This window comes from Streptomyces sp. RKAG293 (assembly GCF_023701745.1).
In the GTDB taxonomy this organism is placed as follows: domain Bacteria; phylum Actinomycetota; class Actinomycetes; order Streptomycetales; family Streptomycetaceae; genus Actinacidiphila.
The window spans coordinates 1-24,010 of record NZ_JAJOZB010000003.1; the positions used below are offsets into that span (position 1 = coordinate 1).

Annotated in this window: 23 protein-coding genes; 14 read left to right on the plus strand and 9 right to left on the minus strand. The window is 70.2% G+C overall.

Annotation, left to right across the window (positions count from 1 at the left end; all coding sequences use genetic code 11):
* The first annotated feature begins 403 nt into the window (after positions 1-403).
* The gene (locus LNW72_RS40780) at positions 404-760 is read left to right on the plus strand and encodes a hypothetical protein (protein WP_250980615.1); all 357 of its coding nucleotides are present in this window, start codon (positions 404-406) and stop codon (positions 758-760) included.
* Between the two features lie 8 nt (positions 761-768).
* The gene (locus LNW72_RS40785) at positions 769-1,422 is read left to right on the plus strand and encodes a hypothetical protein (RefSeq protein ID WP_250980616.1); all 654 of its coding nucleotides are present in this window, start codon (positions 769-771) and stop codon (positions 1,420-1,422) included.
* A 123-nt stretch (positions 1,423-1,545) separates the two neighbouring features.
* On the opposite strand, the gene LNW72_RS40790 is transcribed toward LNW72_RS40785, so the two are convergent.
* Entirely contained in the window at positions 1,546-2,853 is a 1,308-nt protein-coding gene (locus LNW72_RS40790) for a replication-relaxation family protein (RefSeq protein WP_250980617.1), read from the minus strand.
* A gap of 248 nt (positions 2,854-3,101) precedes the next feature.
* The gene (locus LNW72_RS40795) at positions 3,102-3,368 is read right to left on the minus strand and encodes a hypothetical protein (protein WP_250980618.1); all 267 of its coding nucleotides are present in this window, start codon (positions 3,366-3,368) and stop codon (positions 3,102-3,104) included.
* Between the two features lie 553 nt (positions 3,369-3,921).
* Here LNW72_RS40795 and LNW72_RS40800 point away from each other — a divergent pair.
* From LNW72_RS40800 to LNW72_RS40810, 3 genes are all read left to right on the plus strand, one after another.
* A complete protein-coding gene (locus tag LNW72_RS40800; RefSeq protein ID WP_250980619.1) occupies positions 3,922-4,185 on the plus strand; it encodes a hypothetical protein in 264 nt (87 codons plus the stop codon).
* Between the two features lie 352 nt (positions 4,186-4,537).
* A complete protein-coding gene (locus LNW72_RS40805; protein WP_250980620.1) occupies positions 4,538-5,035 on the plus strand; it encodes a DUF6233 domain-containing protein in 498 nt (165 codons plus the stop codon).
* A 1,636-nt stretch (positions 5,036-6,671) separates the two neighbouring features.
* Positions 6,672-6,956 (plus strand): hypothetical protein, encoded by a 285-nt coding sequence (locus tag LNW72_RS40810; protein WP_250980621.1) that lies wholly within the window; start codon positions 6,672-6,674, stop codon positions 6,954-6,956.
* A gap of 536 nt (positions 6,957-7,492) precedes the next feature.
* Here the strand turns inward: LNW72_RS40810 and LNW72_RS40815 are convergent.
* From LNW72_RS40815 to LNW72_RS40845, 7 genes are all read right to left on the minus strand, one after another.
* A complete protein-coding gene (locus LNW72_RS40815; protein WP_250980622.1) occupies positions 7,493-8,248 on the minus strand; it encodes a hypothetical protein in 756 nt (251 codons plus the stop codon).
* Positions 8,245-8,487 (minus strand): hypothetical protein, encoded by a 243-nt coding sequence (locus LNW72_RS40820; protein ID WP_250980623.1) that lies wholly within the window; start codon positions 8,485-8,487, stop codon positions 8,245-8,247. The genes LNW72_RS40815 and LNW72_RS40820 overlap by 4 nt, the downstream gene beginning before the upstream one ends.
* Positions 8,484-10,697 (minus strand): Mucin-19, encoded by a 2,214-nt coding sequence (locus tag LNW72_RS40825; protein WP_250980624.1) that lies wholly within the window; start codon positions 10,695-10,697, stop codon positions 8,484-8,486. Before LNW72_RS40825 ends, LNW72_RS40820 begins: the two co-directional genes overlap by 4 nt.
* A 13-nt stretch (positions 10,698-10,710) precedes the next feature.
* On the minus strand, positions 10,711-12,087 hold the full coding sequence (gene dnaB / locus LNW72_RS40830; protein WP_250980625.1) for a replicative DNA helicase: 1,377 nt from the start codon (positions 12,085-12,087) through the stop codon (positions 10,711-10,713).
* Entirely contained in the window at positions 12,084-13,175 is a 1,092-nt protein-coding gene (locus LNW72_RS40835) for a helix-turn-helix domain-containing protein (protein WP_250980626.1), read from the minus strand. Before LNW72_RS40835 ends, dnaB begins: the two co-directional genes overlap by 4 nt.
* 804 nt (positions 13,176-13,979) lie before the next feature.
* Positions 13,980-15,143, minus strand: coding sequence for a type III PLP-dependent enzyme (locus tag LNW72_RS40840; RefSeq protein ID WP_250980627.1), 1,164 nt, complete (start codon positions 15,141-15,143; stop codon positions 13,980-13,982).
* A 40-nt stretch (positions 15,144-15,183) separates the two neighbouring features.
* Entirely contained in the window at positions 15,184-15,954 is a 771-nt protein-coding gene (locus LNW72_RS40845; protein ID WP_250980628.1) for a GntR family transcriptional regulator, read from the minus strand.
* Positions 15,955-16,223: 269 nt separating this feature from the next.
* Here LNW72_RS40845 and LNW72_RS40850 point away from each other — a divergent pair, with 269 nt between their 5' ends.
* From LNW72_RS40850 to LNW72_RS40890, 9 genes are all read left to right on the plus strand, one after another.
* Positions 16,224-16,586, plus strand: coding sequence for a hypothetical protein (locus LNW72_RS40850; RefSeq protein ID WP_250980629.1), 363 nt, complete (start codon positions 16,224-16,226; stop codon positions 16,584-16,586).
* Entirely contained in the window at positions 16,583-16,987 is a 405-nt protein-coding gene (locus tag LNW72_RS40855; RefSeq protein ID WP_250980630.1) for a hypothetical protein, read from the plus strand. The genes LNW72_RS40850 and LNW72_RS40855 overlap by 4 nt, the downstream gene beginning before the upstream one ends.
* The gene (locus LNW72_RS40860; RefSeq protein WP_250980631.1) at positions 16,984-17,367 is read left to right on the plus strand and encodes a hypothetical protein; all 384 of its coding nucleotides are present in this window, start codon (positions 16,984-16,986) and stop codon (positions 17,365-17,367) included. The genes LNW72_RS40855 and LNW72_RS40860 overlap by 4 nt, the downstream gene beginning before the upstream one ends.
* Positions 17,364-18,998, plus strand: a complete 1,635-nt coding sequence (locus LNW72_RS40865; RefSeq protein ID WP_250980632.1) for a hypothetical protein — start codon at positions 17,364-17,366, stop codon at positions 18,996-18,998. Before LNW72_RS40860 ends, LNW72_RS40865 begins: the two co-directional genes overlap by 4 nt.
* A complete protein-coding gene (locus LNW72_RS40870) occupies positions 18,998-19,372 on the plus strand; it encodes an RRQRL motif-containing zinc-binding protein (RefSeq protein WP_250980633.1) in 375 nt (124 codons plus the stop codon). Before LNW72_RS40865 ends, LNW72_RS40870 begins: the two co-directional genes overlap by 1 nt.
* A gap of 98 nt (positions 19,373-19,470) precedes the next feature.
* On the plus strand, positions 19,471-22,110 hold the full coding sequence (locus tag LNW72_RS41495; RefSeq protein ID WP_285371223.1) for a DNA translocase FtsK: 2,640 nt from the start codon (positions 19,471-19,473) through the stop codon (positions 22,108-22,110).
* Between the two features lie 191 nt (positions 22,111-22,301).
* Entirely contained in the window at positions 22,302-23,438 is a 1,137-nt protein-coding gene (locus LNW72_RS40880; protein WP_250980634.1) for a hypothetical protein, read from the plus strand.
* 17 nt (positions 23,439-23,455) lie between these two features.
* Positions 23,456-23,647, plus strand: coding sequence for a hypothetical protein (locus LNW72_RS40885; RefSeq protein ID WP_250980635.1), 192 nt, complete (start codon positions 23,456-23,458; stop codon positions 23,645-23,647).
* A gap of 21 nt (positions 23,648-23,668) precedes the next feature.
* Complete coding sequence (locus LNW72_RS40890; protein ID WP_250980636.1) at positions 23,669-23,950, plus strand: hypothetical protein; 282 nt, start codon at positions 23,669-23,671, stop codon at positions 23,948-23,950.
* Positions 23,951-24,010: the final 60 nt, after the last annotated feature.

Consider the following 24,010-nt stretch of genomic DNA (forward strand, 5'->3'; position numbering starts at 1 on the left):
AGACGGGAGGTAAAGGCACCCCCACCCCGTACCTAGACCGCATCTACCGCCGCCTCTGCCAAAGCAGCACGCGCCTACGGCCCGAACTTCCCCCGGAGTTCGGGCCTCTGCCATGCCCGCGCCGCCGCCTCTACCGCCCTGTCGCCGGGGTTGCGCGGCTAATCACCGCCCTCTCTACGGTCCGACTCCCCTGAACGCGCACAGCCGCATCCCTGTCTGAACGCCCCGGCCCCACACCAAGGGCGGAGAACACGACTGCGACGCAAGCCCACGCCAAGGGCCTGGATCCCCAGGGGTCCAGGCCATCACCACACCCACCCCGTCGTAGATCGGGGTTGCGCCGCTAACCACCCACGTCTCTAACGTCCGGCTCCTTCCCACTCCCACCCCGGAGGACAGCACCGTGCAGATCCCCCTCGCCATCTCACCGGCCGCCCTGGCCGCAGCAACCGCCCTGCTCACCCAGAACGTCCTCTACACGCTCGCCGCAGCCGCAGCAGGCTCTCTGCTCGCCCTCGCCGAGATCGGGGCGCGCATGCGTGCGGACCAACCCCGGCGGCAGCGGCACCGGATCGAGAACCAAGCGCTGATGCGCATCGCGCAGACCGAACCCGAACGCATGCTGGAGATATCCGCCCGACTGCCACCCATGGCAAGTCCGTTCGCCCGCGAACCGTCTCCGGCGGAAGGGCCGGCCCCGCCTGAACCGGTCACCCCACCGGGTGATCCGGCAGCGGGCGGGGCGGCGGGGGCGAGATGATGTCCGGCATGACCGAGGCCGGCACCACCACCGTCACCGCCCGCGTCGCCTACGGCACCAAGCAGCTGCTCGCCGACATGCGGCCGCTGTTCAAGGCCGAGCGGCAGCGGGCGAGGGCGCTGTCGACGACGTCGCCCTGGGACTGGGACGGGCTTCCCGGCCGGGAAGCCGCCACAAAGCGGGCGCAGTGGGCGATGTACCGGGCGCACCTACGCGAGGCCGGTGAGCTGGCCGACACCCTGGACGTCCTGGTGGCCTTCGGCGCGCGGGCCGAGCTGGCGGCGCGCGGCTGGGACCAGGACTGGCCGGTACTGCCGGCGCAGGCGAAGAACCCCGGACGCTGGCCCGGGACACGGGACGGCGGCTGGCCGGAGCGCGTGACGGTACGCCTCCCGGCCCCGCTGGTGAACCAAGTGCTGGCCGCGTGCTGGCACACCAGCGAGGACGCGATCGGCAAGCTGCGGGACTGGCGCGACAAGCACCCGGACATGCTGCCGACGAAGGCGTTCCGCTACGCGGCCGAGGACGCGGCGCTGGCCGAGTACGAGGAACTGGCGGCTCAGGTGACGACGGCCGGGGAGATCTGGCGGGCAGCGGTGCAGCGCGGCATCGCCGCCGCGCCGGTCATCCGCGAGCGCCAGGCCGTCGCCGTCGACGCCTGAGTGTCACGCTGTCACGCCCTCTGCGGCAAAGGGGGCGTTGAGGGGTCTGTGCCCAGGTCAGGTGGCTGTCGCGGGGCAGCGTGACACCCGGCGTGACAGGCAGCGTGACACCCGGCGCGACAGCTACGAATCGTTGCGCATCCGGCGCAGCACCCCGCGGAGCCCGCGGTTGCGTGCGGCCTGGTTGAGGCGGCACGGCCCACAGTAGATGCCGTCCTCAGGCGGAACTTCCATGTCCGTGTACCAGTCCACCGGCGTGTCCACCGCCAGCTCGCAGTCCGCCGTCGCGCACGGTCTGACGGCTTCGGCTTCCGCTTCGGCTGCTTCCTTCTGGGCCCACTGCTGCAACCTGGCCCGCTGCGCTGCCTGCTGTGCTGCCCGCTCAGCCTCGTGCCGGGCTTGCTCCGCCGCCCGGCGCTGCCGTTGCCGGTGCTCGAAGGCCACCTTGGTGCGGATGTCGGTGAGCGCCGTCAGCAGCGGCTCGAACTCACCGCGCTGCTGCGCTACACGACGCCAGACCGGACCCTGCGGGCCATGCTGCTGCAAGAGCTCCAACGTCGTGAGCACCAACGGCACCCTGCCGGTGAAGTCGAGATAGCCATCGCCGCCTACGTACTGGCGTTCCTCAGCTGCCCAGTGCTCACGGGTCAGCTCGCCCAGGGTCTGCATCCGGTTGGCCAGCGCGCGCGGGCCGGCTCCGGTGAACACGAACGCCAGCGGCGGCCAGCCGGACAATCCGGTGCCGGGGTAGAGCGTCTCCCAGTACGCCACGCTCCCCGCCTCCCTGGCCCGGCGTGACGTCCAGGTGCCCAGCGCGGCTGGGTCGTTGACATGGCGGCGGTAACAGGCCGCGTACGCGGCGAGCTTGTCGGCAACGCGCTGCACCGGCTCGGTGTTCATGTCCATCTCCAGCATCAGCAGCGGCAGCCCGGCCTCCTTCGCCCGCAGCACCGCATCCGCCCGCACGTTCTGCTTGCCCGAGCTGGCCAGCGCGTGCGGGACCTCGGTCCGCCACGAGGAGATGTCGCCGATGCCGCCCTCGGTGAACGCGATGATCGTGGCGTTCACGCCCATCGCGTGCGGAGCCCCGCCACGCCCCGCACCCCGCGCCCTCCCACCCATCTCCTCCGGCCCGCGCTCCAGCAACCTTCCCGCCGCATCCAGACCGGCCAGCGTCAGACCCCACAGCTTCTGCGACGGCTCCCCGGTCCGGTCCGGCGCACCGAACCTCCCGGACGGGCCCGCCGTGTTCCCCTCCGAGACCACCTCACCGGCCGCCTCCAAATCCAGCAGGGCGTTGCGGATCACCTTGTTGTCGGTCAGGTGCGGGCGCACCAGGTTCAGGATCTGCGTGGCGGTCGCCACCTTCAGCACACCCAGCACCCGCAAGGCGTCCTTCTGATCCCGGACCGTCGATCTCGCCTTCGCCATGTGGTGCCTCCCCGTACGGCTGCTGTGCAAGCTCCCCATGGTCGCCTGCCAGTACGACAACCCGCCCCGGCCCCTTTTCACCGGCCGACGCACCAGCGGCGGCCACGCCGCCCGCACAGGGCCCGCCGGAGGCAGAGAACGACCCTTTCGAACCCTCGCGTCCGCCCACCACCCAGCCGTACCCGTCTCTTCTCAACGGGTACAGCAGGGGGTGGGAGGCAAGAGGGTTGTCAGGGTTTCCAGTGACGTCAGGTCAAGGGGTCTGAACTGCGGAAACAGCAGATCGGGGCGCGCTGCTGTCGGTAGTAGTCACGGGTGCAGAAACGGTAGGAGCAGCGGGAGGAGGCCCGGGAGCCGGCCAACTCGGCCCTGCCGGTCAGCAGCTCCATCACCACCGCCGCCTGGTGCCGCTCGCCGCGCAACATGCGGGGCGAGCACTTCCGCCGCCGCGCCGTCTCCGCGGTGACAGCGGCCGAACCTGGCCCGGTAGCGGCGCCGTTCAGCTTCCCGTCCATTGTGCACTTCACCGGCGTCTCCAAGCCGGTCAACCGCATGAGCAACGGCGTGTGAGCCGGCCGGCTCCCGCGAGGGCCAGGAGGAGGAAGAAGAAGCATCTCTCCCCTACAGGGAGAGATGTCGGCACGGGCCGCCCGGTTGCACTCCTGGCCCGACCTGGCCGGATGCGGTGCAACGGCGCTGCACCGGTGAAACCTGCCGCGAAACCTCCGGCGAAACCCACCGCGAAACCCGTCACGAAACCTGCCGCGAAACCCGTGGCGAAACGTCCGCGAACGCCGATGGCCGCTCACGGACTGTGAGCCAGCGCCGGAGTGGCTCCCCGACTCCCAGGTCGCCTCCCAGCACCATCACCACCAGGGGGAATGCGGTCTCAACCTCCTAGACATTCCAGACATTCAGTAACCTTCCCGGCTCTCAGCTCCGTGCGCCTCCCAGGTCATCCGAGAGCTGAGAGGTTGCCCAGCGTGAGGCTGTGGACGTTCGCCGCTTCCACGCGGCGCAGCGCCGTGTTGCTCACCGGGGGCGGGTCGCGACGGCATTCTGGGATGCATGAACAACCGACGCCGCAGCCGACAACGTGCCCGCGCCATCGCGCTGGGCGTCAGCCCAGAAGAGCCGGCACCCCGCGCCCCCGTCGTCGTGCCGCTGCCCCACCCGCCTCTGGCCCCGCCGGAACCGGCGGAACCGCCAGCCCCCACCGCCGAGCGCTCCTGCTGCCGGGCCACCCGAACCCGGCGCGTCAGCATCGGTGGCACCGTCGTCATCACCCATACCCACCAGGCCCACTGCCCCGACTGGGGCCACGCTTCCTGAGGCCGGCCGCATCGGGCCCACCGCGGTGTTCCGCCGTGGAACCGGCCGGCGTTCCACGATTCCACGGGTGTCCGTTTCCGCCTGTTCCACCCCCTTGCCCGGATGGTTTGCCCAATTCCTGTGTGATGACTGCCGTATCTACCGTTCCATGCCTTTCCATGCCCTTTCCTTTTGGTGCGGACGGGTCCGGTGCAAGCACTTGAGCAACCGCCCACCTGCATTGGGCCTGGCCGCCACCGCGACGCTGTACCGCGTTCTTGGCGCCGTGACCTGCGGTAGTGATGTCCGCGGAACACCCGCCAGGCCGCTCGCCAACCGGCGTTCCACTACGGAATCGAACTAGAATCGAACGATGAGCGGCGAGCGAGACGGGGAGCAAGCGGCGGATCTGCCAGCGGCCGACGGGCCGCTGGTGCGCGTGCGGCTGCACGACGGCCAGAAGCTCTACGCCGTGGTGAAGGGCCGCCGCAGGGAACGCGACGGCACCTGGTGGTACCGGCCGCAGATCCACCTCCCCTCCGCCACCGAGCAGCGCGGCCGCCTGGTCGACGCGCCCGCGCCCGTCGACTTCCACGCACCGGCCGACCGGTGCGAGCGGATCGAGGGCCAGGCGTACGACACGGTCCCCACGGAACGGGACGGAGTCGCCCCGGTCTGGAAGGTCGAGGAACCGGTGTACTTCGGCCCCGAGCGCGGCCCGGCCCGCCTCGTGCACCGCGGCGACTGCCGCGCCGTCCGCGACATCTCCCACCCCGCCAGCACCGAGCAGGCCCGCGCCACCCTCGCGCAGCCCGACGCCGCGCCCTGCAGCGTCTGCCGACCGGATCGGCCGCTGAGCCGCACCGCATAACCGCGACCGGTGGGGCGCAGCGCGTCGATACTTTCGCCGCTTTTGCGCCCAGCTGCGCAGTGACCCGGTCACTGCGCAGCCATCGCCGACGGTGATCGACGCATCGCCAACGGCGACCCTCGCGCTTGCGCAACCGGTGGTGAGTTCAGCCGCGAACCCTGGTTAGTTTCCAGCGGTTCCATGGTTAGTTCCACCCATCACAGCAGGTCAGACCTCATGCGCAGCAGCCGTTGCGCACACGCGGGAGGATTGCGCAGCGGCTGCTGCACCCGATGCGCATCGCTCCCGGCCGGACCGTGGTGAGTTCCAACGGAGCCCTTGGTGAGTTCTCCTCGGGGACCGTGGTTGGTTCCCCACCCCGGGCAGGCCGGCGCCCCGTGCGCAGTGCCGGGGCCGTCGTCGGTCAGGGTTCCAGGCCGAGGGAGCGCAGCACCTTGCGCCCGTCCTCGATCTGCTGCCGGGCGGCCTGGACTTCCCGGCGTGCGGTGCGCAGCGCGTCCCGCACGCCGTGCAACTGCTGCTTCGGGGGCGTGTCCGCGGGCGGGTTGCTCGTGGACAGCAGCGCCGCGCGGCGTCCAGGAGGTGGTTGACCGCCGGCGCCACCGTGTAGCCGTCGCCGTCGTCGATCTGGGTGGCAGCCAGGTCGGTCAGCGTGCGGTTCACCCGGGCCTGCAGCAGCCGCGACCACACGCCGCCCAACGCCTCGGGTCCGTCGCCGTCCGCGCGCAGCGTGTTGCTGATCCCGGCGACGTAGCCCTCGCGGACCGCCTCCAGGTCCAAGCGGTCCGTGTCGATGGTCGCGGCGGACTCCACGCAATACAGCAACATCCCCAGCGCGACCGCCCGCAGCATCGGGTCCGACACCGGCAGCTGAACCCCGATCGTGCGCAGACAGGCATGGAGCTGCGCGGTACTCAACAACGGCTGATCAGTCACGAACGGGCCCTTCCACGGCGCAGCTGGCTGCCCACCAGCTTGCCGATACCCGCCCCTGGCCCGGGGCGGTTCGGGCGAACCGCCCCGTTCGATCCGGGGCCGGCGGTACGTGAAACCGGTGACGTACGCGCGGGGACGTTGACGTACACGGCGAGACAGGCCGGGTCCGGGCCGGCGGGCCGAACGCCTGTCGGAGCCAGAACAACCCATCATGAGAGGGCGATGCGGGGCCCGCAGTCTCTTTCAGAGCCTCGATGGGCTGGGGTGCTGGCGGGGCCCCGCATCACTTCCGTGCCGCAGCTGGCCCCGCTGTCCGAACTCCGCCACCCGGCGCCGGACCGGAGCAGCCGCGTTCCTCGACGCCCTCGGCGGCGCCCTGCTGATCCGTACGAACGCCCCACACCGACCGTGAACAGCCCGCCCATTACAGCAACCGGAAGCATGCCCGGCTACGGGCCCCGGCGAACGGGCTTTCGTCCTACTGAAAGCCTGGAAAGAGGCTCAGCGCCCAACCGAAACGGCGAGGTGCAAGGCAGCTTAACGGACACGTTTTCTTAACCGGTGTATGGATGGGAGCACCTGGTGCAATGCGGCTGGGAGGAGGATCTTGGGGCAATCAGGGCAGCAGCTGCAAACCAGCTGAGAGGGACGCTCTTTCGGAATGCGCGGGCGCTGCCTGTGCAGAAGGGTCTGGTGACTCATGAGTATCAAGCAGCGGATCGCCGCCACCGCCGGCACTGCCGTTCTCGCGTTGGGCGGACTGATCTTCGTCGCACCTGCGGCCCATGCGGACAGTGGAGAATACGTCTGTGCGTGGCTGGTACACGTCCAAGATCAGGTACAGGCACTTGTTTGTCAGGGAAACGGGGAAACCGGGCCGGGACACATCACTGGAAATGTTGGTGGCTCGGTGTTCTGCACTCGCTTTTTCCCGTCAGGTGGCGGCGGCATCTACGCAGGGGTGAGCGCGGACGGTTGTAGCTGAGCCCTTTTCATTCTGTCTCTGACTGAGCGTCTTTCATCCTGACTCTGTGAGGGTGAAAGTGCAGGTCAGCAGGATGGTTGGTGACACGGCGAAGCCTCCGTCGTTGGTGTGGTGATCTCACTCATCGCACCAAGGGCCGGAGGCTTCGTTGGTCCACGCTCGACGTCCCGGACGAGCTTGTCGAGCGTGTCTCCTGGCTGCTCCACGCCCGCGGCCGCCGTCAGTCGGTAGGGGCGGGGTGCGGAGTGCGGTTCAGATCTACCGGCGCCTTCTGCGACAGGCCGTCCAGCGCCCCAACGCGGGTGCGAGGAGGGGAATCAGATGCTGGGTCAGCCGCGGCGCGTCCGGAGCGCTCCAGACCTCGGTCCTCGCTGCGCTGTGGGCGGCCTTGAGCGTACCGGCCGTGTCAAGGCGGAAACGGGAGGCGCACCGATGTCGGCTCCGGGCGGGTGAGCCGGTCGGACCGCCAGGAGAGAAAACGCGGGTCGGGCAAGACGCGGGCGATAAGCCACACGTCCGACCCGCCCGCGAGCGCCTCAGCTGGGCTTCCAGCCGCGCACCTCCAGGTGCGTCAGCTTCGCGTCCGGCTGCAAGCGTCCGGTCTCGACCAGCCAGCCGTGCACTGCGGCGGCGACGTCGCCGCCGGCCGCGTCGACCTTGGCCTTCCATTCCGCCGCGTCGAACCCGCCGGAGCCCTGCCCGGCCCCGGGGCTGGCGCCGTAGGCGCGTTCCTCGGTGCCGTCGTTGCGCTGCACCACCCCGCGCCGCAGACCCGGGGAGTCGATGCGGGAGCCGGCGGGGTGGGTGAAGGCGCCCTTCTTTGCCCGCACCGTGAACGCGAGCTTCCCGCCCTCGGCGGCCGCGGTGTTCGCCACGACCGGGCGCAGCCGGGCGGCGCCGGAGGCGATGTGCTGGCGGGCGGCGCGGGCCATGGCCGACTTGCCGGGGGTGCCGACAATGTCCTTGGTGCGCACCCGGGCCCGGCGCGGCTTGGCCTCGCCCGGCTTGGCCTTGAGCAGTCGCCGCTTCACGTTGGGCGCGGCGATCCGCTTGAGGTCGGCGACGTCGGAGGCGCCGCCGGCCTGGACCTCCTGGACGACGTCGCGCAGCGCGGTGACGAAGGCCGCGCCCTTGTCCTTGGTGAAGAACTGCGAGACCAGGGAGGAGTTGCGGCCGATGATGTCGCCGACCTGCTTCCTGGTGTAGCCGGCGGCCAGCAACTCGTTCGTCAGGCGGGCCGCCTCGTTCAGCTGCGGGGCGGCCGGACCGCCGCGGCGGCGTCGGGGCGTCATGCCGGTCCTTCCGTCGGGTGGGGGTGGTGGCCGGTGCGCTGCGCGTCGATCCGCCTGGCGAGGTCACCGAGGGAGCCGACGAGGGCTTCCACCGTCCCCGCGTCCATGCGCGCCTCGATCGCCCAGTCGCACCACTGGGTGCCCAGACGGCGCAGCAGCGCGGTGACATCGCGGGCGGACGCGTACATCTGCCCGTCATCGCCCGGGACCAGCGGAAGGGTCAGGGGCTCTTCGCTCATCGGGTCGCCTCCTGCATCTCGGCGAGGGCTTCGCGGCCGATCGCCTGGTGGGACAGCAGTTCGTCCTCGGTGCGCGGGCCGGTCAGTTCCCAGGGGATGTGGCCCTTGCGCAGGTAGTCGCCGGGGTTGCCGTGGTACGGCCAGGCGACGTCGGCGGTGGTGTAGATCGCGTCCGTGCGGAAAGCGATGACGGAGCGGGCGGGCAGGTGTAGGGCGCCCACCGACACGTCGTCTTCCCGCATCCGGGTCGACAGCAGTGCGGCGCGGGCCCCGGACCATACGCCGGCCGACCATTCGGGGTGGGCGTTGGGGTCGCGGGAGAAGCCGTTGTCCTTCTGCCAGACGATGGTGTTGTCGTCGATGCCGATGATCTGCGCGCCGTCCGGGGCGTCCTGGCCGACCGGCACGGTGCCGGTCACGATGCGCGGGCGCTGCGCGAAGCCGCCAATGCCGTACAGCAGGATGCTGCGAACTCCCCGGGACGCCAGCCGGGCGGCCTCCCTCTGGCGTTCGTCCCCGTGCATGGCCGCCTTGGCCTGCAGGGAACTCCACGCGTCCTTCAGCTTCTTGGACCACGCCTTGAGCGGGTCTCCGGACTGCCACACCAGTCCGTCGAGGATCTCGATCCGCCACGGGGCGACCGGGTTGTGCAGCGCCACGTTCAGCTCCGCGCCCCCGGCCCAGGTCACGAACGTGCGCCCGCCCTCGGACGGGTACTCCCACGCCCGGTCCCCGGCGGCCGGCGCCGGGAGGATTCCCACGTGGTCCCAGCCGTCGGGGACGGTGACGCGCACCTGCCAGTGCGACGGCGCGTACAGGGCGTTGACCTTCTCCTTGTCCGACATCGCCGCGAACGCGCTCGGGGTGATGCGGCGCGGGGCTCCCACCCCGGAGGCCCAGGTGTGCTTGGCGTAGGCGAAGGTGCGGTCGAGCTCGACCAGGCGCGGCAGCTGCTCGGGGACGTTCGGTGGCAGGATCAGCTCGGTGCGGCCCTGGCCGGCGGTGGCGTGCATGAGGCCGCGGATCTCCTCCGACATCACCGGATAGCCGTCGGCCCACTTCGCGCCGGTCTTCGCGGGGATGGTGCGGGTCCACAGGTCGCGGCCGGTCTGCGACGGGGAGCCCATCAGCGTCACGTCCGACCAGTGCTGCTTCAACGCCTTCCACAACTCGACGAAGGCGTCACGAACGGTGGCCGGGTCGGCGTCGCCGACCTCGAACCACTCCCCCACCGAGCGGATCTCGGTGTGCTGGTCGCCGCGCTGCCACCGGCCGACGGGGTTGCGCGGGTGGACCAAGTGCCCGGCCATGCGGTCCTTTCCGCGGGAGGCCTCCACCTTCCAGGCGTCCCCGGGCGGTGCGTTCAGCCAGGCGGCGACGGCGTCGCGCAGGAACGGGTGGCGGGCGGCGTCGGCGTGCCAGGGGTCGCCGGCGGTGATGTAGATCCGCTCCACCGTCGCGGGCAGCACCGCGTACACTGCGGCCAGGATCTCCGCGACCGACGCCGCACCGAGCTGCACGTGCACCGTCTGGTCGCGGTGCACCAGGACACCGGTGGTGGTATCCAAGAACGCCATCGCCCGCGCCTGCTGGGGGAAGTTCGGTCGGGTCGACGTCAAGTTCGGCGTCACCGCGAACCACCGGTCCCCGTCCGCGCCGGCCGGAATCGACGGGAGTTCCCGCTCCCCCAGCCCTTCCGGTCCGGCGACCTGCACGGGCGTGGTGACGGCGGCCGCCACGGCCGGGACGTCAACGTGCTCCTGGTCGTCGGCGACGGTCTCGGTGACGTCCGCCGCCGGAGGCACCGGTGTGTCGACAATGTCGGTGACTTCGGGCACCACTTCGACGGCCGGAGCAGGCGGTTCGGGGCGGCGCAGGTCCGGAACGACCGCACCCGGGGCAGTGATCGTCTGTGCGGGCGCTTGCGAGGCGATGTGATCATCCGGGCGGGCAGGTGCCGGTGAGGGCGCGTCAGGCCCGGAGGCGGGCGCTGAGGGGCCCAGGGAGGGCACCAGGGCGACCACGTCGATCACCGCCAGGCCGGCGGCCGGGGCGAGCTTGTCGGCGGACGCCTTGGCGTACGTCCCCAACGACGTCACCCGCTTGTCGCGATCCGAGGTCAGCTTCGCCAGCGCGGCCGTGACCTTCTTGATGTCGTCCCGCACCCGGCGCAGTTCCGCCAGGCCGGCGGTGTAGGTCTTCGCGTCCATGATGGTCCTTTCCTTACTGGCCGGGCTCTTGGGTGCGCGCCATGTCGACGAACCGGGACATGTACAGCTGTGCGGCTACGGTGATCTCGGCGGTGGGCCCGTTGCGGTGCTTGGCCACGTGCAGGTCGGCCTCACCGGCTCGCGGCGACAACTTCTCGTACGCCTCTTCGCGGTGCAGCAGGATCACCATGTCGGCGTCCTGCTCGATAGATCCCGATTCGCGCAGGTCGGAGACCATGGGCTTCTTGTCCGCCCGCTGCTCCGGTCCGCGGTTGAGCTGGGACAGGGCGACGATGGGGATCTCGAGCTCCTTGGCCAGGAGCTTGAGGCTGCGGGAGATGTCGGAGACCTCCTGCTGCCGGCTCTCCGGGCGTCGACCGCCACCGCCGGACAGCAGCTGCAGGTAGTCGATCACCATCAGCTTCAGGTCGACGCGCTCCTTCAGGCGGCGAGCCTTGGTGCGGATGGTGAGCAGGTCCAGGTTCGCGGAGTCGTCGATGTGCAGCGGGGCACCCATCATCTCCACCGTCCGGCGGTCGACCCGGTCGCGCAGCTCCGGCGGCAGGGTCGCGGCGTTGATGTGGTGCAGCGGCACCCGGGCCTCGGCCGCGACGATCCGCTTGACCAGCTCCGGGGTGCCCATCTCCAGCGAGAAGATCACCCCGTGCTGCCGGTCACGGATCGTGCAGGCTCGCAGGAAGTCCACCGCCAGCGTGCTTTTGCCCATCGCGGGGCGGCCGGCCACGACGATGAGCTGCCCCGGCTGGAACCCCTGGGTCAGGGAGTCCAGATCGACGAAGCCAGTAGAGACGCCGGTGAGCTGCCCGCCGTTGCGCTCCTGCGCTTCGTAGTCGTCGTGGAACACGCCGAGCGCTTCCCCGAGCATGCCCATGCCGTCGTCGGCGCCGTCCTCCATCGCGGCCGACAGCGCCAGCTGCGCCCGCCCGGCGATCTCCTGCGCGGATGCCTCGCCCTTGAGGACCTCGTTGCGGTTCGCGGTCAGCGCCGCCAGCAGCTCCCGCTGCTTCGCCTTCTCCCGCACGATGTCGGCGTAGTACTCGCAGTTCGCCGGCGTGAACGCGGACTGCACCAGGCCGCTGATGTACGGCCGGCCGCCGCAGCGGTCCAGCTGCCCCTCACGGTGCAGCCGAGCCGACACCAGGACCGGGTCCGCCGGCTCGCCGGAGGCGAACTGCGCCAGGATCGCCTCGTAGATCGTCTCGTGCGCGGGCCGGTAGAAGTGCCGGCCCTTGAGGATCACCAGGGCGTCCTGGATCGCTTCCCGAGACAGCAGCATCGCGCCCAGCACACCGCACTCGGCATCCAGATCGGCCGGCGCCTCGAACTCGCCGCCCGCAGCGCGTGCGGGGGGGATCTCCAGGTCGGTCATCGGGAACTCCCGGCGCTCTCGTGCTGGCGCCGCGCCAGAGCCTGCGGGTTGCACGTCTCGCACGGCACGTACTCACCGGTTGAGTCGAAGGACATGCGGTGGTGTTCGTCGCACTGCCCGCACCACGCCGTGGCCTGCACCCCGGACTTCTCCACTGGCACCTTCGAGCGGTCAACGTGGTCGATCAACTTCTTCCAACCATGGGGCGCCATCTCCCGCGCCCGGTCGGCCAGCCACCAGGCCGGGAAGTTGTTCGCCAGCAGGAGGGCCGCGTCGTTCTGCAGCAGGGCATGCACCGACGGGGTGATCGGGCGCTTGAGCGCTTCACGGTACGCGGCAACGATCACAGCGACATCCGCGTCCTGCTGCGAGCGCTGTCCGGGCAGCTGCCCGCCGATGATTTCCGGCGCAGCCTTCGTCTCTCTCTCCGTCACGGCAGCACCACCCACCACGCCAGCCGCTTCGCGCTCACGCGCCTCTTGAGAGAGAGATTCTTTAGAAGAAGAAGGAACCGCCGCATGGGTGCGGCTACCCTCGCCGCACCCATGCGGCGACCCTGGCCGCATGGGTGCGGCTACCCCCCCTTCAATCTCGTCAGGGGTAGCCGCATGGGTGCGGCTACCCTCGCCACCCTGCGCGGCCTGCGCTTTTGCCGTTTTGGCCGCCTCGCGGGCAGCCGTGCGTGCCACCTTGTCCGCCTCACGCTTCGCCGCACGGGCAGCAGCCCGCTCGTCCCAGCGCTCGTGATCGAGCAGCCGGTACAAGCTGGGGATGTGGCGCTTGGGATTGTTCGGGTCGGGCCGCCGCTCGACCTCCAGCAGCCCCCGCTCCTCCAGCCGCTTCGTTGCACGGTCGACGGTGTCCACCGACCGGCCGATGCACTCCGCCAGACGCTTACGGGTCGGGATGTTAAGGCTGAACTCGTCCTCGTCTGCGGACTCCCGGCTGCCCGGGTCCATGAACGACGCCAGCGCCGCGTACAGGGCTTTTTCGACAGGCTCGAACGAGCCGTCGCGGGCGAGCTCCGCATCGAACTTCACCCAGTCGAGGGTGGCGTCGCTGACCACGCGGGGGGCGAAGGCGTTCACGCCGCACCGCCCGTCGTGATGATGCCGTCCGCGGACAGCCAGTCCATGGCGGCCTGGACGCCGCAGGAACTGGTAGAGATCGGGAAGTAGCGGTTCATGACCGCGATGCTGGAAGGATCAGCTTGTGGATAGAGGCCGGCAGTCGGCCCGGTCGCGCGCGCAGAGGGGATCGTGCCGACACCGGCGCGGCGGGTGACCGGCCGGGCCGGGGGAGATGGATCTGCCGCAGGTCGGCCGCGAAGGCTGCGGCTGCGGTGGTGCATGTTTGTCACGTACGGTCCCTATCGGTAGGGAACCGCAGATCAGCGATCGAGTGTGACGCGAAGCACGTGACGCCTAGTTCTACTGGGCTACACGATGCCTGTCGTTCTATGCTCTTGGGTAGGTGACCACCGGGCCTCGGTCCAAGGCACCAGGCGCGGTCACCGCGCTGACCTACGACTCCACGTTGGACGGTTTGGACGCCGTCCGGGGCTTTGGTAGAGCAATGGGGGAGTCGACTCCGGAGAAGATGGCCGTTCCTGTTGACGCAGGGCGGCCATCACCCGTTTACGGGCTTCGTTGCGGTGGAAATGAGCACCTTGGCCGAATTGGCCTGAAACGCATCATCTGCGTCATCCTTCCGTGGGCTTCCCCGGCGGACCGGGTACTCGGAGCACACACCCTGCCAGAGTTCACGACTGCGGAACGCGACGGCGCGGCGATTGCCCCAAATGAGACAGCGCCGCGCCTTAACTGACGTTCGGTCATCAGTTCGCTTCCTGATCCACTTCGTGCACGTTTGGCGGGCGGAAAGAGTTCCCGCTACGCCTTGGTATCGAGGTAGTGGAATCCGGGCTTGGGATGCATCAGGAAGTCGTGGTGCGAGATGTTCCAGGCGTATGCGCCTGCCATGGAGAAGGCGACTACGTCGCCGACACCAATTCGCTCCATAGGTACCTGACGTGCGAAAACATCCTTCGGCGTGCACAACTGACCGACCAAGGTGACCGGTTCATCGGTCACCTCTGGGCCGTCGCCAGCATGCGGCAAAACGACGCACGGCTGGTTGTGCTGCTTAGTAACCGGAGTTCGGAATTGCATCGTTCCGCCACGGAGTACAGCGAACCACTCGCCGTATGCCCGCTTCACGTCCAGCACCTGGGTGACGTACCACCCGGCGTAGACGCTCATAGCGCGGCCAGGCTCGATGCGGAGGGTCTCGTCCGGGCCCGCCAGCTCGGCGACGCTCCGGCCGTATGTGGGCCAATCGAAAACAGAGCTGGGATTGCCGTAGTCGACAGCCATCCCGCCGCCGAGGTTGAACTCCGGATGAGCGACACCCATCTTGTCCAACCAGGCGCGGCCCCAGCGAAGGATCTCGGACGACTGCTTCACCATGTCTTTCGCATCGAGGCCGGACGCGAGGTGCGCGTGGATGCCGCGCAGGCGGATCGACGACGATGCGGCCAGAATCGGGCGGCAGAGCTCCATGAGGTCCGGATCCATGCCGAACGGACCGCTCATCGCCAGTGCGGCACCAGCTCGGTCACCCGCGAGGTTCACGCGCAACATCACATCAACGGTCCGACCCGAAGTGTGCGCAAGTTCGGACAGGCGCTTCAGTTCGTACGGACTCTCGACATGGATGCGTTCGACGCGCAACTCCATCGCGCGCACCAGCTCCTGGTCCGTCTTGCCCGGCCCACCGAATGCCAGCCGAGCGTCGGGCAGAACTGACCGGACGTGCTCCAGCTCGCCGCCGGATGCCACCTCGATCCCGGCCACGTAAGGAGCTAGCGCCCTGAGGATCGGGGCATCGGGGTTGGCCTTCGCGGCGTAGAAGACCTCTGGTGCGCCCGGTACTGCGAGGGCGGCCTGGATGGCCGATGCGTGTGACCGCAGAGCGTCCAGGTCGTAGACGTAGGCAGGAAGCGAGCCGCTGGCAGCCAGCCGCGTCGCTTCCTCGGAGATGGCGTTGGTGATCATGGGCATCCTCTCGGTCGTCATCGGACGGCCAGTAGCAGTGTCAGATGAGCGGGAAACTGTGCTCGATGACCAGGCTTTGAGCGGGCGTGACGGTGGTTGTGACCTCAACGGCTCTGCCGTCAGCGGTCCGGCCGACGTGGAAAATCTCCGTGACCGTGCGTTCGGGACTGATCTCCAGGAACTGCGCCTCGGTAGTGGTCGGCAGCCGACTGGGAATGATCCGCTCGGTTGCTTCGACCTGCGGGTAGCCCAGGTCCGCCAGCGCTGTCTTAATGCCCCCTGTGATGACGGGGCCGGCTTCCTCGAGGACCGTGCCCGCAGCGATATCCAGCGGGAACCACGACGCATTGAGCCGGACGGGGATGCCGCTGGCGAGCAGCCGCCGCCGCCGAACGAGGCAGGTCACATCGTCGCTGGACACGCCAAGCGCTTCGGCCACATCCGCCGGCGGCCGGGCGTGTTCCACGGTGATTTCGTGCTGAGGCTCCAGACCGAGCGCCCTGACCTCGCTGTCGAACGCCCCCCGAGCGCCTTGGTGCTCGCGCGCTGAGCGGGAGTAGCGGGCGGCCGAGTGCAGCATGGGAGGCAGCCAGGTGACCAGCGTTCCGCGCCCCTGTTGCGGCCTGACCATGCCTTCAGCCGCCAAAAGACCCATGGCCCGGTTCACCAGGCTGCGGGAAGCGCCATACCGCGCGGCGAGTTCAGGTTCGGCAGGGAGAACCGATGCTGACGGGTAACGGCCGGCTCTGATCTCCTTGCGGATCGTGGCCGCGATCTCGCGGAACCCCAGCTTCTGCGGAGGCTGCTGCATAGGTCTTACTCCCTCTTGTTGGTCACGTGCTCAGTCAGCACGTTAGATCATCTCAGCGAAATACGCCAATCGTTTGGTGTTGCTTGACGAGTGGCGGGTGATGGGTCCAGTCTAGCGATACGCCAAACGATTGGCGTTAGCGCAAATCGTTCAGAAGTGGCTCTTGCTCAGCAAGGGCACCGACATGCAAAAAACGGCTCCCCGGGTGGTCTTGGCAGAGACCCGAGGAGCCGCGCACAGGCCGTCCAACGATGAAGGAGAAACGACCCGTGAACACGATTTTCGCAGGTACTCGGACTGCATCGCAGCACACCGGATTGGTGCAGGTGGAGACGCTGGCGCAGCTGTCGGCGCTGACCGGGGTGCGGGCGGTGGAGTGGCTGGAGTCGCCGGTCGAGTCGGCGGCGGACCGGGCGGAGCGGCTGGAGTTCCTGGCCGATGTGCTGCTGGGCCTGGACGAGGGCGACGAGGTCGCGGCCCGCCGGGTGGCGGCCCTGTACCGCGAGGTACTGGAAGAACCGGCCGTCGCCGTCGTTGAGAAGGTCGACCCGGTGTTCGGCCCGGTCCGCCACCTCCAGACCCTCCCGCCCATCACGGCGCCGGCCCTCGAGTTCGCGGCGGTCGCGGCATGAGCGCCGACGGTACGGCCGCGACGAAGTTGGCCCGGCTGCGGCTGCAGGCGGTGGTGACGGTCTGGATGGTCACCGGCCTGGTCGCCTCCGGCATGGCCTGGACGCTGGGTCTGCAGACCAGTTGGTGGCAGCGCGTCCTGCTGGGGCTCCCGCTGCTGGCCCTAGTGGTCCTGGACTGCCGCGACGCCGACCTGGTGGTGGAGGCCCGGATCGCCCTGACCCGGGGCCTGGCCACGCTGGGCTGGCTGCAGATCCCCCTTGCCGTCGCTGGCGGTTCCTGGCTGGCGGGCCTGTCCTCCCCCGTCTACACCCGCGTCGCCTTGGCCGCCGTGATCGGCCTGGTCGGCGCCCTGTTCCACTACGCCCCGTCCGCGCCGGCTCCCGCCGGAGGTGCCCGATGAGGTTCCGCTCCGACCGCAGCGTCGAACTGGACATCGCGATCAACCGCCGGGTCCGTGCCGCCGAGGAGCGCCAGGCGCTCGCCGAGCAGCGGGTCCGCCAGCTGGAAGCGGCCCTGGAGCCGCAGAGCGTCCTGCGAGCCGAGAAGCAGCAGGAGCTGGCTGAGCTGCGGCGGCAACTGGCGCACGCGCAGGACGCGCTGGCGGCGGCCGAGGACACCCGCATCACCGTTGAGCTGCTGCGCAGTCTGCTGGCCCAGGCCACGCAGGCGGCCACGGCGGCTGGCACCGACCTGGACCCGCACTGGCGGCTGGCGGCGGACGTGTTCGCCCTGAAGCTCCCGAACACCGCCGCTGAGCCGGCTGCTGGAGGTACCCGATGAGCACCACCGATTTCCGGCAGTCCCGCCGCGACGCCGAGACCTCGCGGCGTGAGCAGGACCGTGAGGACCGCCGACAGGCGCAGGAGGCGCAGCTGCAGCGTGAGCAGCTGGTGCTGACCGCGAACCTGCAGCGGGCGCGGCTGCAGGCGGAGGCCGACACCGCGGCGCGGGAGCAGGACCGGGCGGACAGGGCCGCCGCTGCTGAGCGCGAGCGCCTGGCCCAGGAGATCAAGGACCGGCAGCGGGCCGAGCGGGTGGAGCGCGAGCGCCAGGTGGCGGCCGCGGCCGCGAAGGAGAAGGCCCGCCTGAAGGCCAAGGCGAAGGCCGAGCGGCGGGAGCGGCGCAACGCCGCGGTGAAGGCGGCGCCCGGGTTCGTGTCGCAGCACCTGGATCTGGTGGCGGCGCTGGTGGTGATGGCGTGCAGCATCATTCCCGCCCTGATCTCCCAGAGCGCGTCACTGTCCGACACCGGCATCACGGCGCCGACGGCGATGGGTTGGCAGGGCTCGCTGCTGGTCGCGCTCCTGCCGGTGATGCTGGAGTGCTCCGCTTGGGCCGCTACTGCCGGCGAGGCCAAGGCCCTCGCGCAGGGCCGCTCCCCGTGGGCGTACCGGATCGCGGTCTACCTGTTCGCCGGTCTGGCGGCGTGGGTCAACTGGCAGCACGGCAACAACGCTGGCGGTGACAAGTACGGACTGCTGCTCGGCAGCGTGCTGGCCGCGTCCTCGGTCATCCCGATCGCGGTGTGGCAGCTCGTGCAGGTCGGCCGGCACCGCGAGGTCAAGGCGAAGCTCAAGGCTGAGCGGCTCGCCCGCCGCGAGGACCGTCGTACGACTAGGGATCGCAAGCGCCTCTACGCGGATGTGTGGCACACCGCGCAGCAGTTGCGGGCCATCGCCGGTCACCGGCGGCTGTCGATGGATGAGGCGTGGCAGGGTGCGTACGCAGTTCATGAGGGCGCAGGCCCGGAGGCGCTGCCTGCCGACCTGATGGTGCTGCTGTCGGCCGAGCTGCTCGGCCTGCGGGCCGAGGCCGAGAAGGGCTTGGCGGACGTCCTCGGAAAGCTCAACGAAGCCCGCGCGCTACGCCTCAAGGTTTCGGGGTCGGCGAAAGAAAACACGTCCGTCCAGGCGACCGAGAACGTCCACAAAGCGTCCCCGAACGCGTCCAGCGGGAGGGACACTATCCCCCCCACGCACCCCGGTAACCGATCTCTTCACAGGGCTGCACAGCGCGCCCGGAAAACGGTATCGCCGCAGGATGCGCCGTCTGTCCCCCTGTCCGCGCCCGCGCGCGAGGACAAGCCCGCCCGTACGCGGAAGCCCCGCCCGCCGCGCCCCGAGCGGACGCTGTCGGAGGGGGCGAAGAAGGCAGCGCGGCAGACCGCGTTGGCGTCCGCCACGGACGCTGCGGCGGCCGAGAAGAAGACGTTGGAGGACTGGGCTGCGGACGAACTGCGGGCCGACCGCAAGGTGACCTGGCACGCCGTACAGGCCGAGACGCTGCGCCGCCGCAAGGAGAACGACAAGAAGGCCGTGCAGCCGTCCCGGTCCTGGTCCTACGACCGGCTCACCGCCGCCAAGAAGCGTGACGGCGGCGATGGTTCCCTGCACATCGTGCGGAGCGCCTGATGGCCGCCTACGCGAAGTACTTCGACCCGGACGGCGCCCGCTACGGCATCCCCACCTTCCCGTTCCGGATGGCGCCAGAGGAGTACGCGACGCGCCGCCAACTGCGGGCTCTGGGGCTGCGGCCGGGCGGACAGCCCGTCGCCGGCCAGGTGCTGTGGCGCTCGCGCCGTCGCAAGACCGAGGCCGCCTACCTGTTCCTGATCGCGGACGCCAAGCCGGTCCGCCCGATGACGCCCGCCAAGTGGGCGTCCGTGCACGGCGCGCTGCGCGCCCGGCGCACCTGCCGGCTGTGCCACACCGAGCGCGAATACGAGATTTCCCGGCGCCTGGGCGCCTGCACCCCGTGCGCCGACGGTTTCACCGCCGCCGCCTGAACCACCGAACAGCACAGCGCGGGGCCGGCCATAGCTGCCAGGCGGGACCGGCCCCGCTCCTCCCCGGCACGTGAACCGACACAAGGAGTGCGTTCAGGATGACCGAGACCAACCCCACCGGGCACCTCGCCCCCGCCGTGGTCCGCCAGGCGGCCGAACTCGTGGTCGCCACCCAGTTCGGCTCCCCCTCCATGCTGCAGCGCGAACTGAAGATCTCCTTCGACACCGCCATCGCCCTGCTGGACCGGCTGCACACCATGAAGGTCGTCGGCCCCCGCAACGGCCCCAAGGCCCGCCCGGTCCTGGTGCGCCACACCGACCAGCTGCGCGACCTCCTGGACGCGGCGACCCCCGGAACCGGCGCGACCCTGGCGACCGTGACCCGCCTGCCCTACACCGACGACCCCGACCTGGACGGCCCCGGCACCGACAACAACCCGTACGACAGCACGCCGCCGGTCGACTTCACCAAGCCCACCGGACCGGCGGACCCCGGACCGACCGCCCCGGCCGGGCCGCCAGAGCCCTCCCGCGAGCCGCTTGAGGGCACCGTCATCACCGCCGACGCGTGGGAGACTCGCGCCGACCCCGAGGGCGACGCCCCCTGGATCCACCCGGCGCTGCTCACCCGCGAAGGCCGCCGGGCCCGGTACGAGTTCCTGCGCCGCCAGTCGCGGCGCCAGCTGCGTCGCTGGGTGGCCCGCCAGCGCAGCGCCCACGGCGTGGTTCAGCGGGCGGTCCGCGGCACGCGCCGGGCCCACGTCTGGGTCCGCGGCATCGAGGGCATGAAGGCCCGATCGGACCTGCAACTGGCATTGGCCACCACGGCGGAGGCCAACCGGGCCGCGCGCCGGGCGAGCGTGGCGATCCTGGACCGCAAGGCCAAGCAGAACGCCGCGCAGAAGGCGCAGCAGGACGCGAACCAGTCCGTGACCATCGCGGCCGCCGCCAAGAAGCACGCCCGCAACATCGTCCTGGCCCGGGCCGCGTCCGTGTACGGCACGGCCGGCGGCGTCGACCTGGTCGCGTACGGCTACGAGGGCGTGTGGGGGCTGCTCGGCGCCCTGGCCCTGAACCTCGGTGCCGCCTCCTGGTTCGGCCGCGACGTGGAACTGACCGAGGAGCAGCTCGCGCGCCTGGAGCAGGTCGAGGCCGGCATCCCGCAGAAGTTCGAGATCGGCATGACGCCGCGCATGTTCGAGGCGATGTTCCGCCAGGCGCTGACCGAAGACCTCAAGGTCAACATCGCCGCGCTGCGCGTCGACCCGCAGCCATGGGGATTCGAGATCCACGTATGGCTGGACCGCATGACGCCCGAGAAGATCAGCGACGGTCTGAAGCAGCTGGAGGCATGCCTGCCCGGCGTGCGCACCGGCAGCATCCTGCTCCAGCAGTCCGCCGCCTCCCGCAACGAGTGCGTGATCCGGGTGCCCGGACCGAACCCGTGGCAGGCCGTGCCCGAACTCCCCTACCGCGCCCCGCAGTCCCTGACCACGGACGCGATCCACCGGGCGCAGATCGGCGCGGACATGTCCGGCCGGCCCCTGGCCCTGCCGATGTGCCGCACCAACGTCAACGTCGTCGGCGCGTCGCGCTCCGGCAAGTCCACCATCCTGTGCGCCATCCTGGACGCCCTCACCGTGACCGAGGACCAGATCATCATCGGCATCGACTTGGGCAGCGCCGGCTCCGGATTCGGCGGGCTGCGTCGGGCCATGCACGTGGTGGTCACCAAGCCGCAGGACGCGCAGCGCGTCCTGCAGTGGGCGCTGGATGTCGGAAAGGGCCGCCCCGCTTTGTTCGGCCGACTCGGCATGGGCAAGAACTGGGCCACCTCCCGAAAGCGCCCCGGTATCAAAATCGTCGTCGACGAATTCCCGGCACTGGTCAAGGAAAGCCGCAAGGGCTACTTCGACACGGAGCTGAAGCGGATGGTCGGCTGGGACCTGGACGGCATGTTGGCCGAACTGGCGATCACCAGCGCCAAGAGCGATGTCACGATCGTCATCGCCGGACAGGGCGTCACCAAGGAGAAGGTGAAGGACAACACCTGGCTGACCGAGCTGCCGGTCCAGGTCCTCGGATCCTGCGACACCGACGACGTCGTGCAGATCCTCGGCGGCGGCGCGATGGCCGAGGGCTGGCGCCCGGACCGGCTCATGCCCGCGATGGGCGCCGCCGTCAACGACGCCTCGGTCGCGTACGTGATGGCCGGCGGCGACTACTGCGAGCCCATCCCCTACCGCGCCTGCTTCGCCTCCGAGGACGAACTGCTGCGCCGGGGCATCGAGCGGGCCGGCGCCGGGCTGGTCGGCATCGACGCCGAGTCCGCGGAGTTCAGCCCGATCCGGCTCGAGGACCTGATGGCCGCCAGCGAGAACCGGCTGGACACCTCCGACCCGCAGGACACCGTCCCGCAGCTGATCACCACCATTCGGCAGATCTTCGCCGACGCCCAGGACGCGGACGGCAAGGAGCCGGCCGGACTCGCCCCGGAGGAACTGGCCGCAGCCCTGGGCGCGGTCGACGCCGACCGGTGGGACCTGGAGCAGTTCGACGGCGACGACCAGGAGCAGCGGGTGGCCGCCCGGGTCGGGGCACTGCGCCAGGCGGTGACCGCCGTCCTGGCGCCGTCCGGGCAGACCTGGGCGCTGGAGAAGTACAGCGCCAAACTGCCCCGCGGCTACCGGCTCAAGGACCTCAAGGTGATCACCGGGGAGACCGCCCCAGCGTCCTGACCGGCACCGGAACCGGGTGGAACGCGCAGGTCAGCGGGGTGGAACCGGTCCGGAACCGGGCCGGAACACCCCGCCCCGACCGGAACGCGTTCCGCCCCCGCACCGGGCTTCCAGGCCCGTTCCACCCCGCTGACCTGCGGTTCCATGCCGTTCCATCCCGAGTTCCGCCCGAATGATCCCAGGAGTCCGTTATGCGTTCCACGTCGTTCAGGCCCTCCGATCCGGCCTCCGGGTACCACCGGATCACCAGCGAGCGCCGATTCCGCTACCTCGAGCAGGACCCGGCTCACACCTACCGCATCAAGTGGCTACCGGTCCCCGTGGCCTGCCTGATCTGCCAGACCGACACCAACTTGACCTTCACCCTCGATGAGGCGGCCGACCCGCTCGTGCACGTCGCCTGCCCCGCCGGCCACGCCTTCGACGAACCGCGCATCGACCGCCAGCACTTCATCACCTACTCCCGGCTGCTGTCCTACGCCGACCCCAACCCCGCCCTGCTGTGGATCACCGACGCAGGATTCGGGCAGGAAGACCCGCCGCCCATCGACTACGCCCACGACATCACCGCCGCCACACGCTACGCCGCCCGGCAGGCCAAACGACGCGCCAAAGCCCAGGTGAAGGGCGCGATCCGCCGCCCGCTGCGCACCGCGAAGAAGAAGGCCCGCAACGCGGCCTTCGCCCCGATCGCCGCCGCCTTACGCGCGGTCTGGGCCTGGCAGGCCGGCACCTCCCCCGAGTCCTCCCCGAAGACGGCACCAGCCTCGGCCGGGGCCCCGGCCGCCTCCTCGCGCACCACCACGTGCGCGGTGTGCCAAGGCGCCGGCCAGATCCCCGGCACCACCGTCACCTGCACCGAATGCGCCCGGCCGGCCAAGCCGCGGGCGGCCCGCTGCCCCGGCGGCTGCCGTGGCGGCTGGCACACCCTCGACTCCCGCCTGCACGAGCAGCGGGTGCCGTGCTCGGTCTGCAACCCCGGTGGCACCGCCAAGCCGGTCGCGCCCGCCGACCGGCGCGGCGCCAAGCCCACCAAGCCCCGCCGCGGCAACCCGACCCGGGTCGAGAACTACGGCGTCGTCGCCGACGGGAACATCACCGGCTCGGTCGTCAACAGCCCGACCACCCCGCACGACGACGCAATCCGCCGCCAGGTCGCCGCATCGGTCAACCGCGGCACCCAGCCCGGCAGCACGGCACACACCGGCGTCACCAGCGCCGGCCGCACCACCGGCCGGGTGCAGTCCACCGTGCGCGTCCACGGCACCAACAACTCGGTGATCGACGACACCACCAGCGACGCCACCACCCAGACCACCTCCGACTGACCGAAGGGACGCCCGCCGTGCTGTCCATCTCCGCAGTCCTGCTGCTGCTCCTGGTCGTGGCCCTGCTGGTCCGAAAGTTCGGCCTGCGTATCCCCCACGCGCTGGCCAGCGCCCTGCTCGGCTTCTACGCCGCCAGCTCCTCCTGGGGGCCGTCGATCACCAGCTTCCTGTCCAAGCTCGCCGCGATGCTCGGCCACTTCTCCCCCTGATCCCGATGGAAGGACTCCCCCTTGGGCGTCAAATACCTGCTCACCACGCCGGAACCGCCCACCTGGTGGGCCCGCTACAAGACGGTCGTGTGGGGAGTGGTCGGCCTGCTGATCGGCCTCCAGCTCTCCGGCACCCACGGCAGCACCCCGGCCCCCTCCCCCACCCCCGGAGCCACCACCCGGTCGCCATCACCGCACCGGCCGACTCCGTCGCTCACCCCTCGAAAGACCGCTCCAACTGCCCAGCGCACCGGGGGACCTGCACCGATCCAAATAGGCAAACAAAAAGTATGCCGGTTGTAGACAGGCAGACTTTTAGTCTGCATGATTGAGGTGTCGGGCAAGCCAGGCACCGCCCCACAA